The sequence below is a fragment of the Streptomyces sp. NPDC087422 genome, from assembly GCF_044744145.1.
Lineage (GTDB): Bacteria > Actinomycetota > Actinomycetes > Streptomycetales > Streptomycetaceae > Actinacidiphila.
Genome location: NZ_JBIUXT010000002.1, coordinates 543,394 through 556,670, shown reverse-complemented (window position 1 = coordinate 556,670; position 13,277 = coordinate 543,394). Strand labels below are relative to the sequence as shown.

Sequence of the window (13,277 nt, the reverse complement as noted above, 5' to 3'; positions counted from 1 at the left end):
ATTGCTTCTGGCGCGCCCGCCAGGCGCTGGCTTTGGCCTTGAACGACGTCTCCGGCTGGGGTGCCCCCCCGGCAGGGGGAAGGGCGGGTGGGTGGGGGGAACAGCCCCGCCGGCGTTTGAGGCGGCGTTAGCCGGAGGGGCTGAAGCCGTATTTCGGGGGGCGGCCGGAGGGGGAACCTGTTGGCGGGGGAGCCCAAAGGGGGAGCGGCAACGTACCGTGAAGGCATGACGAGCATCGGTGGAAGCGAGATGGTCGACTGGAACCTCGCCGTGGCGACCGCGCAGCGGTTGACGCGGCCGGGGCCTGAGGTGAGCCGGGACGAGGCTCGGGCCATCGTGGCGGAGCTGCGGGCGCACGCGCAGGAGTCGGAGGCGCACGTCAGGGAGTTCACCCGGATGTACGGGGACGCGGAGGTGCCACCGCACGGCACCCCGGTGCTCATCGTGGACCGGGCGGGCTGGGTGAAGGCCAACGTGGCCGGGTTCCGGGAGGTGATGAAGCCCCTGCTCGGAAAGATGCAGGCGCGCCGCCCCGGCGGCCCCGGCGGAGTCGTGCTCGGCACGGTCGGCGGCAAGGTGACCGGCGTCGAGGTCGGCATGCTGCTGAGCTTCCTGTCCTCGCGGGTGCTCGGCCAGTACGAGACCTTCGCGCCGCCGAGCCGCGACATGCCCGCGGGACCGGTCAAGCCGGGCCCCGGCGAGTCCCGCGCCGGACGGCTGCTGCTGGTCGCGCCGAACATCGTGCACGTCGAGCGCGAGCTGGACGTCGACCCGCACGACTTCCGCCTGTGGGTGTGCCTGCACGAGGAGACGCACCGTACCCAGTTCTCCGCGGTGCCGTGGCTGCGCGACCACATCGAGGGCGAGATCCAGGCGTTCCTCGGCGAGACCGAACTGGACGCCTCGACGGTGATCGAGCGGGTCAGGGAGGCCGTGCAGTCCTTCACCGGCTCCGGCGGCGGCAAGGAAGAAGACGCCGACAAGGACCGGGACGAGGACCGCAGCCTGGTCGACCTGGTGCAGACCCCCTCCCAGCGGGAGATCCTGGCCCGGCTGACCGCCGTGATGTCGCTGCTCGAAGGCCACGCGGACTTCGTGATGGACGGCGTGGGACCCGAGGTCGTGGCGACCGTCGCCGAGATCCGGGAGAAGTTCAGCCAGCGCAGGGCCAGCGGCGCGGGCCGCCTGGACCAGGCGCTGCGCAAGCTCCTCGGCCTGGACGCCAAGCTCCGCCAGTACCGCGACGGCGAGCGCTTCGTCCGGGCGGTCGTCGACGAGGTCGGCATGGACGGCTTCAACCGGGTGTGGACCTCGCCCAACACGCTGCCCACCAAGGCGGAGATCGCCAAACCCGCCGAGTGGGTCGCGCGGGTGCACAGCCGTAGCGAATCGTGAGGGCGTAACCGCTCATGAAGGCCGTGTCCGCCCTCGGGTTCACCCGTCCGAGGGACCGTAGGCGCAGGGTAGCGCGTGCGATGCTCGGGTAAGCCCCGAGCTTCTGTCACCATCTGGATACCCTGCGTCACTTCGGCGCTTTCCTCATAGCCTCCTCAGGAGGGAAACCGGACATGGGACCCCACCCCACGGTCGCGGCGATACGCCTGGCGGTCCGCCGCGTCCTGCACGACGTCCTCACCGCGTCCACCGACCCGCACCCGTTGGTGCTCGCCGCGTGCAGCGGCGGAGCCGACTCCATGGCGCTGGCCGCCGCCCTCGCTTTCGAAGCACCCCGGCTCGGCGTGCGCGCCGGAGCCGTCACCGTCGACCACGGCCTCCAGGCGGGCTCCGCCGGCCGCGCCCAAGAGGTCGCCGGGCGGCTGCGCGGCCTCGGCCTCGACCCGGTCGACGCGATCGGCGTCACCGTCGGCCGCCAGGGTGGTCCCGAAGCCGCCGCCAGAGACGCCCGGTACGCGGCGCTCGACTCCGCCGCCGAATCGCACGGCGCCGCCGCCGTCCTGCTCGGCCACACACGTGACGACCAGGCAGAAACGGTGCTCCTGGGCCTCGCCCGCGGCTCCGGCACCCGCTCGCTGGCCGGAATGGCCGCGGTCTCCGGTACCGGCGGCCGGTACCGGCGCCCCTTCCTGCTGCTGGACCGCGACACCGTACGCAAGGGCTGTCTCGCCCAGGGCATCACCGTGTGGGAGGACCCGCACAACCACGACCCCGCGTACACCCGCTCCCGTGTCAGACACGAAGCCCTGCCCGTCCTGGAGAAGTCCCTCGGCAAAGGCGTCGTCGAGGCGCTGGCCCGCACCGCGCAGCTCTCCAGGGACGACGCCGACGCGCTGGACCAGTGGGCCGCGGACGCCGAGGCCGACGCGGCGGGCGACGACGGCAGCCTGGACGCGCTGCGGCTGCACGGCCTGCCCGCCGCCGTACGCCGCCGCGTCCTGCGCCGCGCCGCCATCGCCGCCGGCTCGCCCCCCGGCTTCCTCTTCGCCCGGCACATCGAGGAGGTCGACCGGCTGGTCACCGGCTGGCACGGACAGAAAGCCCTCAACCTGCCGGGCGGCGTCGCCGTTCTCAGGGCCAATGGCAGACTGGTGTTCTCGCCGTCGTAGAGCTGCCGTCGCCCAGCGACCCGGGAGCCGACTACTTGAGGGACATACCGCGCAGTGAACGAGAACGACATGGGCGCCGATCTTGAGAAAGTGCTCATCTCCAAGCCAGAGATCGACGCGAAGCTCAGCGAGCTCGCCGCGCAGATCGACCGGGACTACGCGGGCAAGGACCTGCTGATCGTCGGTGTCCTCAAGGGCGCCGTGATGGTGATGGCGGACCTCGCACGGGCGCTGTCGAGCAACGTGACGATGGACTGGATGGCGGTGTCCTCCTACGGCGCCGGCACCAAGTCCTCGGGTGTGGTGCGCATCCTCAAGGACCTGGACACCGACATCGCGGGCCGTGACGTCCTGATCGTCGAGGACATCATCGACTCCGGGCTGACGCTGTCCTGGCTGATCAGCAACCTGGGCTCGCGCGGCCCCGCCTCCCTGGAGGTCTGCACGCTGCTGCGCAAGCCCGAGGCGGCCAAGGTCCAGCTCGACGTGAAGTACACCGGGTTCGACATCCCCAACGAGTTCGTGGTCGGATACGGCCTGGACTATGCGGAGAAGTACCGCAATCTCCCGTTCGTGGGCACACTCGCCCCGCACGTATACGGTGGCTGACTCCCGTCGGCCCGCCGCCGGCGGTCCGGCGCGGCACAGTCATGACGTCGGCCACACCCCGTTCGGCCCCGGGAACCCCAGTCGGTTTCCCGCCGTTGGAGCAGGGGAAGGCGGGATTGTTAACGGTCGGCGGCAACCTCGGGTGACAATGCTGGGGTACCGTCCGAAGGTCGGGTCATACACCGGCATGCACGCGCGGCCAGCAGGCGGCGGTGCCTCACTGTGGCAGGAGGGACGGGGCGACTTCGCCCCGCATGGATGGACGTGAAGCGCTATTTCCGTGGGCCAGTCATGTGGATCGTGCTGGCTGTCCTCGCCGTGGTCGTGTTGATGCAGGTCGTCGGGTCCGGCGGCGGCTACAAGACGGTGGATACCGGCGAGGTTCTACATGCGATCGAATCAAACCAGGCCAAGTCCGCCGAGCTGACGACAGGCGACGACAACTCCATCAAGATCCAGCTCAGGGACGGATCCAAGGTCGAGGGCAGTTCCAAGGTCCGCGCCAGCTACATCGGCAACCAGGGCTCGGCCATCGCCGCGGAGCTGCAGAACATCGTCGACGGCAAGGTGAAGGGGACCACCCTTCCCGACGGTTACACCGTCTCGCCGTCGAAGCAGAACGCTTTCGTCGGCATTCTGCTGTCGCTGCTCCCGTTCGTCCTCATCGTCGTGGTCTTCCTGTTCCTGATGAACCAGATGCAGGGCGGCGGCTCGCGCGTCATGCAGTTCGGCAAGTCCAAGGCGAAGCTGATCACCAAGGACACGCCGAAGACGACGTTCTCCGACGTGGCCGGCTGCGACGAGGCGGTGGAGGAGCTCCAGGAGATCAAGGAATTCCTCCAGGAGCCCGCGAAGTTCCAGGCCGTCGGCGCCAAGATCCCCAAGGGCGTGCTGCTGTACGGCCGTCCGGGTACCGGCAAGACCCTGCTGGCCCGCGCTGTCGCGGGTGAGGCGGGCGTGCCGTTCTACTCGATCTCCGGCTCCGACTTCGTCGAGATGTTCGTGGGTGTCGGCGCCAGCCGCGTCCGCGACCTGTTCGAGCAGGCCAAGGCGAACGCCCCGGCCATCGTCTTCGTCGACGAGATCGACGCCGTCGGCCGGCACCGCGGTGCGGGTCTGGGCGGCGGTCACGACGAGCGCGAGCAGACCCTCAACCAGCTCCTGGTCGAGATGGACGGCTTCGACGTGAAGGGCGGCGTGATCCTCATCGCCGCCACGAACCGGCCCGACATCCTGGACCCGGCGCTGCTGCGTCCCGGCCGTTTCGACCGGCAGATCGCGGTCGACCCGCCGGACCTCCAGGGGCGCGTGGAGATCCTCAGCGTGCACCAGAAGGGCAAGCCGGTCGCACCGGACGTCGACCTCATGGCCGTCGCCCGCCGCACCCCCGGCTTCACCGGCGCCGACCTGAGCAATGTGCTCAACGAGGCGGCGCTGCTGACCGCGCGCAGCAACAAGAAGGTCATCGACAACGCCACGCTGGACGAGGCGATCGACCGCGTCGTGGCCGGTCCGCAGAAGCGCACCCGGATCATGTCGGACAAGGAGAAGAAGATCACCGCGTACCACGAGGGCGGACACGCCCTGGTCGCGGCGGCCTCGCCGAACTCCGACCCGGTCCACAAGGTGACGATCCTGTCCCGCGGCCGCGCGCTGGGCTACACGATGGTGCTGCCCGACGAGGACAAGTACTCCACGACGCGCAACGAGATGCTCGATCAGCTCGCCTACATGATGGGCGGCCGGGCGGCGGAGGAACTGGTCTTCCACGACCCGACCACCGGCGCGTCGAACGACATCGAGAAGGCCACCGCGACCGCCCGTGCCATGGTCACGCAGTACGGCATGACCGAGCGGCTGGGCGCGATCAAGTTCGGTTCCAGCGACTCGGAGCCGTTCCTCGGCCGTGAGATGGGTCACCAGCGCGACTACTCGGAAGAGGTCGCCGGGCTGGTGGACGAGGAAGTCAAGAAGCTCATCGAGACGGCGCACAACGAGGCGTGGGAGATCCTGGTCGAGAACCGGGACGTCCTGGACAACCTCGTTCTGAACCTGCTGGAGAAGGAGACCCTGAACAAGGAGCAGATCGCCGAGATCTTCGCTCCGATCGTCAGGCGTCCCCCGCGTCCGGCCTGGACGGGCTCCGCCCGTCGTACGCCGTCCACCCGCCCGCCGGTGCTCTCTCCCAAGGAGCTGGCACTGACCAACGGCTCGCAGCCGGCCAACGGCATCACGACGGGTTCGGTCAGCACGACCAAGCCCGTCGCGGAGCCGGTCGACCGTCCCGAGGACGGCACGCCGGAGAGCTGACCGGCGCGAGCCGGTCAGGCACGAGAACAGGCAGTCCGGGCCGGACCCGGAATGCAGGCAGTGGCCCCAGGGTTTTAACCTTGGGGCCATTGCCGTTTTTGGGCCAGCTTTCCCACTTCGCCGAACTTCGGAGGAACGAGGCATCATGACCGACCCCGTGACGATCGACGGCGAGGGTTCGATCGGCGAGTTCGACGAGAAGCGGGCCGAGGCCGCGGTGCGCGAGCTGCTGTACGCGGTCGGCGAGGACCCCGACCGGGAGGGCCTGCGGGAGACCCCGGCGCGGGTGGCGCGCGCGTACAAGGAGATATTCGCCGGGCTCTGGCAGACGCCGGAGGACGTGCTGACCACCACCTTCGACCTCGGGCACGACGAGATGGTGCTGGTGAAGGACATCGAGGTGATGTCGTCCTGCGAGCACCACCTGGTGCCGTTCGTCGGCGTCGCGCACGTCGGCTACATCCCGGCCGTCAGCGGCAAGATCACCGGCCTGTCCAAGCTGGCCCGGCTGGTCGACGTGTACGCCCGCCGCCCACAGGTGCAGGAGCGGCTGACCACGCAGGTCGCCGACGCCCTGATGCGCATCCTGGAACCGCGCGGGGTGATCGTGGTCATCGAGTGCGAGCACATGTGCATGACGATGCGCGGGGTCCGCAAGCAGGGCGCGAAGACCATCACCTCTGCCGTACGCGGCCAGCTCCGCGACCCCGCGACCCGCGCGGAGGCGATGAGCCTGATCCTCGGGCGCGGCTGACCGGGCACGGGCTGCCTCCGGGCACGGGCTGCCTCCGGGCATGGGCCTGCTCGGGCACGGGCCTGGCGGCCCCGGTAGGCACGGTGCGGTACCGGGCCGCCGTAGCCGTTACGTAGACGCGCCGTAGCTGTCACAGTTGCGTTGCCCGCGAAGGAACCCACAGACAGGGTTTCGCGTCCTACTGGGCGCCACTCACTCGCTCGTACTGGACCCTGGTGAAGCATGTCCGCTGACCGTGCCTGTGCCCCGCGTTCGCGCCGCTGGCGGCTGCGACCCTCCGCCGTCCCGGGGATCATCGGCAGCGCCGCCGCGGTCATCGGGCTGCTGGACGTGGTCTCCGCGGTCTTCCCGGCCTTCCGCAACGGCCGGATGCACCACATGGCCGCGGTCTTCCCCGGCACCGTCAGCTCGCTCGCCGCCGCCACCGCGGTCGTCACCGGCGTCCTGCTGCTGATGCTCGCGCACGCGCTCAAGCGCGGGAAGGTCCGCGCCTGGTGGGCGGCCGTCGTGCTGCTGCCGGTCGGCGCGGCCACCCAGCTCGTCTACCGGCACTCGATCTTCGGGGCCCTGGTCTCGCTCGGCCTGCTGTGGGTGCTGATCTCCTACCGCGACGAGTTCACCGCGCTGTCCGACCCGCGCACCCGCTGGCGGGCCCTGCTGAACTTCGTCGGCCTCAGCACCGTCGCCTTCTCCCTCGGCCTGGTCATCACCAGCGCCCACCCGTCCTCCGAGCGCGGCAACCCCGGCTTCCTCGACCGCTGCGAGCACGTCCTGCTCGGCCTGTTCGGCTTCGAGGGACCCGTCACGTACACCAGCGACCGGGTCAACGACCTGGTCGGCTACTCGCTGGGCGGCCTCGGCCTGCTCATCGCGATCTCCACCGCCTTCCTCGCGCTGCGCCCCGGACGCCCGGTCGCCGAGCTGAGCGAGGCCGACGAGGACCGGCTGCGCGCCCTGCTGGCCCGGCACGGCGCCCGCGACTCGCTCGGCCACTTCGCGCTGCGCCGCGACAAGTCCGTGGTCTTCTCGCCCAGCGGCAAGGCCGCCGTCTGCTACCGCGTGGTGTCCGGCGTCATGCTCGCCAGCGGCGACCCGATCGGCGACGTCGAGGCGTGGCCCGGCGCCATCGAGCAGTACATGGAGCTGGCCCGCGCGCACGCCTGGCTGCCCGCCGTCGTCGGGTGCAGCGAGACCGGCGGCGAGGTGTGGACCCGCGAGACCGGCCTGGACGCCCTGGAGCTGGGCGACGAGGCGATCGTCACCACCTCCGCCTTCACCCTCCAGGGCCGCGCCATGCGCAATGTCCGCCAGATGGTCAAGCGCATCGAGCGGTCCGGATACGTGTGCCGGGTACGCCGGGTGCGGGACCTCAGCGAGGACGAGAAGCACCGCGTACGGCTGGCCGCGGACGCCTGGCGCGGCACCGACACCGAGCGCGGCTTCTCCATGGCGCTCGGCCGCTTCGGCGAGGATCTGGACGGGGACTGCGTGGTCGTCACCGCGCACAAGGACCGCGAGCCCGGCGCCCCGCACCCCGAACTGGGCGACCTGCGGGCCGTGCTGCACTTCGTGCCCTGGGGCGCGGACGGCATGTCCCTGGAGCTGATGCGCCGCGACCGGGCCGCCGACCCCGGCCTGAACGAACTGCTGATCGTCGCCGCGCTCCAGGAGGCGCCCGCCCTCGGGATCGCCCGCGTGTCGCTGAACTTCGCGATGTTCCGCTCCGCGCTGGCCCGCGGCGAGCGGATCGGCGCGGGCCCGGTGCTGCGCGGCTGGCGCGGTCTGCTGGTGTTCCTGTCCCGCTGGTTCCAGATCGAGTCGCTGTACAAGTTCAACGCGAAGTTCCAGCCCGAGTGGGTGCCGCGCTTCCTGGTCTTCCCCAACTCCCGTGACCTGCCCAGGATCGGCTTCGCCATCATGCAGGCCGAGGGCTTCGTCACGCTGTCCCTTCCGCTGCCCGACGCCGTCCAGCGTTTCCTGCCCGGGCGCGCCACCCGCCCCCCGCACCGGCACAAGCCCGGCTACGCGACGTCGGTGGACGCGACCGAGCGGAGTGCGGTGGCGTAGGGCGTAGCCCCTACGCTGGGCGCATGAGTACGTTGCTGGGCCGCGTCAGGCCCGTCGGACTGCCGGAGTGGGACCGCTGCGCGGTCATGGGCGTGGTGAACGTCACGCCCGACTCGTTCTCCGACGGCGGGCGGTGGTTCGACCCGGAGCTGGCCGTCAAGCACGGCCTCGATCTCGTGGCGCAGGGCGCCGACATGGTGGACGTGGGCGGCGAGTCCACCCGGCCCGGCGCCAAGCGGGTCGACGAGGCGGAGGAGTTGCGCCGGGTCGTGCCGGTGGTGCGGGAGCTGGCCGCGGCCGGGGTGCTGGTCAGCGTCGACACGATGCGCGGCTCGGTCGCCGAGCAGGCGGTCGCCGCGGGCGCCCGGCTGGTCAACGACGTGAGCGGCGGCCTCGCCGACCCCGCGATGGTCCCCGCGGTCGCCGCCGCCGGGGTGCCGTTCGTCGTCATGCACTGGCGCGGCCAGAGCATCGACATGAACAACCGGGCCGTCTACACCGACGTGCTCGGCGAGGTCGTCACCGAACTGCGCGCGGGCCTGGACCGGGCGGTGGCCGGCGGCATCGACCCCGGCCTGGTGATCCTCGACCCGGGCCTGGGCTTCGCGAAGACCGCGGACCACGACCTGACGCTGCTGGCCCACCTGAGCGCGCTGCGCGAACTGGGCCGTCCGCTGCTGGTCGCCGCCTCCCGCAAGCGGTTCCTCGGCCGCATCCTGGCCGGTGACAACGGCGAACCGCCGCCCGCCAGGGAACGCGACGCGGCCACCGCGGCCGTCACCGCCATCGCCGCCCGCGAGGGCGCCTGGGCGGTCCGCGTCCACGAGGTGCACGCCAGCGCCGACGCCGTCCGCGTCGCCCGCGCCATCGAGATCGGGGGGGTCCGCGCATGACGCCGCGCACCGCGGAGGCCCGCGCCGTCGAGCGGGCCAACCAGGCGTTCTACGACGCCGTGGAGACCTCGGACCTGGACGCGCTGGAGTCGGTGGTCCTGGACGGGCCGCTGGCCGAGTCGGTGGCCGTCGTGCACCCCGGCTGGCCGGTGCTGCGCGGACGCCGCGAGGTCATGCGGTCGTACGCGCTGATCATGGCCAACACGGACTACATCCAGTTCTTCCTGACCGACGTGGAGGTCGCCGTCGACGGCGACAGCGCGGTGGTCACCTGCACCGAGAACATCCTGACCGGCGGCCCGGCCGAGGAGGACGGCTCCGCGGGCTCGCTCGTCGGCGGCCTGGTGGTGGCCACCAACGTCTTCCGACGCACCGCCGACGGCTGGCGGATGTGGGTCCACCACGGCTCGCCGGTGCTGGCCGAGGACGACGACGAGGACGACGAGGACGGCGAGGGCCCCGGCGGATCCGGCGGTCCCGGCGACGATCTGCTGGACGACGAGGGCTTCGACGGGACGGCGGGAGCGTGACCGCGGGCCGCCCGTGACCGGCTCTGTCGGTGACCGACGGTAGATTCGGAGCAGACGACGGGGCGGACCGCCCCGTCCGCCGCCGGCCGGGGCACCCCGGACGGCGGCCGTCCGACCGACCGGCGGGAGAGAGTTCGTGGATCGTGTCACGCTGCGGGGCCTGAAGGCCCTGGGCCACCACGGTGTGTTCGAGCACGAGCGCGAGGACGGCCAGGTCTTCGTCGTGGACCTCGTGCTGGGCCTCGACACGGCCCCCGCGGCGGCCGATGACGACCTCACCAGAACCGTGCATTACGGTGTGGTCGCCGAAGAGGTCACGGCCGTCGTCTCCGGCGAACCGGTCGACCTCATCGAAACCCTCGCCCAGCGCATCGCCGACACGTGCCTGGCGCACGACGTCGTGCAAGAGGTCGAGGTGACCGTGCACAAACCGGACGCGCCGATCACCGTGCCCTTCGACGACGTGACCGTGACCATCACCCGGAGGCGCCCGTGAACTCCCCCCGTCGGGAGCACGCCCACAAGCCCGCGTTCGACCCGACCGTGCAGCCCGTACCGGCCTCCGTGGTCGCGCAGGTCGACGCGGCGGACTTCACCCTGAACAACCCCAAGACCGCGGTGATCGCCCTCGGCGGCAACCTCGGCAACCGGCTGGAGACCCTGCAAGGCGCGGTCGACGCGCTGGAGGACACCCCCGGCGTCCGGGTCAAGGCCGTCTCGCACGTGTACGAGACCGAGCCCTGGGGCGTGCCCGAGGGCTCCCAGGCCACGTACTTCAACGCGGTGGCGCTGGTGCGCACCACGCTGCCGCCCGAGTCGCTGCTGGAGCGCGCCCAGGCCATCGAGGAGGCGTTCCTGCGGGTGCGCACCGAGCGCTGGGGGCCGCGCACCATCGACGTCGACATCATCGCGTACCAGGACGTGGCCTCCGACGACCCGGCGCTGACACTTCCGCACCCGCGCGCCCACGAGCGTGCCTTCGTGCTCGTGCCGTGGTACGACGTGGACCCGGCGGCCGAACTGCCGGGGCACGGCCCGGTCGCGGAACTGATCGGGGCGGTCGGCTCCGCGGGGGTGCGACGGCGCACGGACGTGGAACTCCGGCTGCCCGAATAATCGTTGGGACCTGCGTACCGCGCATCCGCCACGGGCGGGCGCGGGCGGACGAGCGCACACAGGCGCGCGGACGGCGCACTGCACAGAAAGTGGAGGCGGGCACTCGGTGAGGACGCTGCGGATCAGGACGCTGGCGGGGCTCTTCGCGGTGGCGGGCGTGCTCTCATGGGCCGCCGCGCGGCTGTGGGACCACGTCGGGACGCTGCCGGGCGTGCCGGTCGCCGCGCCGATCGTGCTCGCGCTGATCGCCGTCGCGCTCCTGGCCACCGCGCTGTCGCTGCGCGCCCGGCTCAAGGCGCAGCGCGAACGGCACCCGGGCGCCAAGGGCGTCGACCCGCTGGCCGCCGCCCGCGCGGTCGTCTTCGGCCAGGCCAGCGCCCTCGTCGCGGCCCTCGTCGTCGGCATGTACGCGGGCACCGGGCTCTACCTGGTGATGTACGACCTCGACATGGACCCGCGCCGCCAGCAGGCCATCTACGCGGGCCTGGCCGTCGTCGCCGGGATCGCGGTGATCGCCGCCGCGATCTTCCTGGAGCGGGTCTGCCGCCTCCCCGAGGACGACGACACGGTGCCGCACGGCACGACCCCGCACCGCCGCTGACCCGCGCCCGAGGTGCCCGCGTCCCGGCCGCACCTCCCGCCCCGGGGTACGTATCCCGCATCCTGAGACGTATCCGACACCCGTGGTCCCCGCCGTTGCGGGGCCGACGCCACCACTCGGACGTCCGGCTTGACCGGCGGGCGGGTGGCGTGGTTCAGTCCGCTACGTGAGCGAACCCGGATGGCATCTGCACCGGAAGGTCCACCTGGACCTCGTCCGGTACGCGGGCTGCATCTGTACGACCGCGCGCTGACGCGCGCCTCCGACGTCCTTCGTTCATCTTTCGCGTCGTAGCCGCAGCCCCGGCCTGATTTTCGTACGAACCCGGCACGCTTCATTCTCAAGGGATCTCTCGTACGCACGCCCCCGCTGCCCGCCGACGCGGCGTATCCCCGGGTGGTGTCCCTTGAATTCCGCTGCTCCCTCGTCCGAACCCGCCGCCGCTTCCGCCTCCGCCGTGTCCACTGTCTCCACCGCGCCCTCGACCGCTCCCGCCGCGCCCACCGCCGCCGATCTCCTCGACTTCGCCCGCAAGGTGGCCGCCGACCCCGCCGTCGTCGGCGATCTGCCGCTCGACCCCGAAGGCCGCACCTGGGTACGGCTGGAGGGCCCCGGCGGCGCGGAGGCGTGGCTGATCGGCTGGCCGCCCGGCGCCGAGACCGGCTGGCACGACCACGGCGGCTCGTACGGCGTCTTCGTCACCGCCGCCGGTGAGCTGACCGAGCAGTCGCTGTCCGTGCCGCTGCCCTCCGAGGGCTGGCGCTCCCTGGAACTGGCCGAGGGCCTGGACCGCAGGCGCGTGCTGCCGGAAGGCGTCGGCCGCGCCTTCGGCCGCAACCACGTCCACCAGGTCACCAACAGCTCCCCGTCCTCGCACGCCGTCTCGGTGCACGCCTACTACCCGCCGCTGCCGCTGATCCGCCGCTACAGCCGCAAGGGCAGCACGCTGCGCCTGGAGCTGGTCGAGCGCCCGGAGGAGTGGTGACCGCGCTCGACGCGCGCCTGGCGGCCGTACGGGCCCGGCTGGACCGGCTGGGCCCCGAGGCCGCCGCCCGCGCCGCGGAACACGACGGCGCCCTGCTGGTCGACATCCGCTACGGCGCGCTGCGCGACCGCGACGGCACGATCCCCGGCGCCGTCATCGTCGAGCGCAACGAACTCGAATGGCGGCTGGACCCCGAGGGCACCCACCGCCTCCCGCAGGCGACGGGCCCCGGCCTGACCGTCGTCGTGATCTGCAACGAGGGGTACGCGTCCTCGCTCGCCGCCGCCTCCCTCCAGGACCTCGGACTGCGCGCGGCCACCGACCTGGACGGCGGTTTCCAGGCGTGGCGCGCGGCGGGCCTGCCGGTCACCGCGCCGGACGGCACCCCGACGGTCCCCACCGCGCACATCGCGGCACAGGCCGAAGGCGCTTTCTGATCCGCTACTGATCCCGCTACCGATCGCGACTCTGATCGCGGCACTGATCGCGGCTCTGATCCCGTCGCGGGGAAGCTCAAGATCAAATTCCCGGAGTGCGTCGGGGAATACCCCAACAACCCCTTCCGTGAACCGGAGTTGACGTCGGACCCAGGTCGCCGAACCTGGGTATCGGCGCCGCCGTAATCGCCCGCGCGGGCCCGGCACCGGACCCCGCGCCGGGCCCAACGGGGGCGGCCCCGGGGCCCGGTGGGGCGGCGCGGACGGCCCTCGGCGCCGCCGCGGCGGCACATGAGGACGGCATTGGCCGACGGCACATGGGGGGACACATCGTGCAGCGCCGAATGCCCTCCGTATTCGCCGGACGAATCGCCGTGAGAATCCGCCCAGATATTCGGGACCCGCCTCCCC

General features: G+C 71.7%; 13 protein-coding genes. All 13 read left to right on the top strand.

Annotated elements, in window-relative coordinates; genetic code table 11:
* The first annotated feature begins 225 nt into the window (after window positions 1–225).
* The 13 genes from ACIO6U_RS08285 (at window position 226) to ACIO6U_RS08225 (ending at window position 12,866) form a co-directional block, all read left to right on the top strand.
* Window positions 226–1,395, top strand: a complete 1,170-nt coding sequence (locus ACIO6U_RS08285) for a zinc-dependent metalloprotease (RefSeq protein WP_355337274.1) — start codon at window positions 226–228, stop codon at window positions 1,393–1,395.
* Window positions 1,396–1,568: 173 nt separating this feature from the next.
* Entirely contained in the window at window positions 1,569–2,564 is a 996-nt protein-coding gene (gene tilS / locus ACIO6U_RS08280; RefSeq protein WP_355337277.1) for a tRNA lysidine(34) synthetase TilS, read from the top strand.
* Between the two features lie 54 nt (window positions 2,565–2,618).
* Window positions 2,619–3,173: a hypoxanthine phosphoribosyltransferase gene (gene hpt, locus ACIO6U_RS08275; RefSeq protein ID WP_355337280.1), complete on the top strand. Its 555-nt coding sequence runs from the start codon at window positions 2,619–2,621 to the stop codon at window positions 3,171–3,173.
* Between the two features lie 258 nt (window positions 3,174–3,431).
* Window positions 3,432–5,483 (top strand): ATP-dependent zinc metalloprotease FtsH, encoded by a 2,052-nt coding sequence (ftsH, locus tag ACIO6U_RS08270; protein WP_355337283.1) that lies wholly within the window; start codon window positions 3,432–3,434, stop codon window positions 5,481–5,483.
* 145 nt (window positions 5,484–5,628) lie between these two features.
* Window positions 5,629–6,237 (top strand): GTP cyclohydrolase I FolE, encoded by a 609-nt coding sequence (folE, locus tag ACIO6U_RS08265; RefSeq protein ID WP_188283469.1) that lies wholly within the window; start codon window positions 5,629–5,631, stop codon window positions 6,235–6,237.
* 222 nt (window positions 6,238–6,459) lie between these two features.
* Window positions 6,460–8,304 carry a phosphatidylglycerol lysyltransferase domain-containing protein gene (locus tag ACIO6U_RS08260; RefSeq protein WP_355337286.1) on the top strand — a complete coding sequence of 615 codons (1,845 nt, stop codon included), beginning with the start codon at window positions 6,460–6,462 and terminating at the stop codon, window positions 8,302–8,304.
* Window positions 8,305–8,327: 23 nt separating this feature from the next.
* A complete protein-coding gene (gene folP / locus ACIO6U_RS08255) occupies window positions 8,328–9,197 on the top strand; it encodes a dihydropteroate synthase (RefSeq protein WP_391043034.1) in 870 nt (289 codons plus the stop codon).
* Window positions 9,194–9,727 (top strand): nuclear transport factor 2 family protein, encoded by a 534-nt coding sequence (locus tag ACIO6U_RS08250; RefSeq protein WP_355337292.1) that lies wholly within the window; start codon window positions 9,194–9,196, stop codon window positions 9,725–9,727. The genes folP and ACIO6U_RS08250 overlap by 4 nt, the downstream gene beginning before the upstream one ends.
* A gap of 136 nt (window positions 9,728–9,863) precedes the next feature.
* Window positions 9,864–10,223: a dihydroneopterin aldolase gene (folB, locus tag ACIO6U_RS08245; RefSeq protein WP_355337295.1), complete on the top strand. Its 360-nt coding sequence runs from the start codon at window positions 9,864–9,866 to the stop codon at window positions 10,221–10,223.
* On the top strand, window positions 10,220–10,843 hold the full coding sequence (gene folK, locus ACIO6U_RS08240) for a 2-amino-4-hydroxy-6-hydroxymethyldihydropteridine diphosphokinase (RefSeq protein WP_355337298.1): 624 nt from the start codon (window positions 10,220–10,222) through the stop codon (window positions 10,841–10,843). The genes folB and folK overlap by 4 nt, the downstream gene beginning before the upstream one ends.
* 106 nt (window positions 10,844–10,949) lie before the next feature.
* On the top strand, window positions 10,950–11,444 hold the full coding sequence (locus ACIO6U_RS08235; RefSeq protein ID WP_355337301.1) for a DUF3180 domain-containing protein: 495 nt from the start codon (window positions 10,950–10,952) through the stop codon (window positions 11,442–11,444).
* Window positions 11,445–11,901: 457 nt separating this feature from the next.
* Window positions 11,902–12,429: a cysteine dioxygenase gene (locus tag ACIO6U_RS08230; RefSeq protein ID WP_355337304.1), complete on the top strand. Its 528-nt coding sequence runs from the start codon at window positions 11,902–11,904 to the stop codon at window positions 12,427–12,429.
* Window positions 12,426–12,866 (top strand): rhodanese-like domain-containing protein, encoded by a 441-nt coding sequence (locus ACIO6U_RS08225; RefSeq protein ID WP_391043039.1) that lies wholly within the window; start codon window positions 12,426–12,428, stop codon window positions 12,864–12,866. The genes ACIO6U_RS08230 and ACIO6U_RS08225 overlap by 4 nt, the downstream gene beginning before the upstream one ends.
* Window positions 12,867–13,277 lie beyond the last annotated feature (411 nt).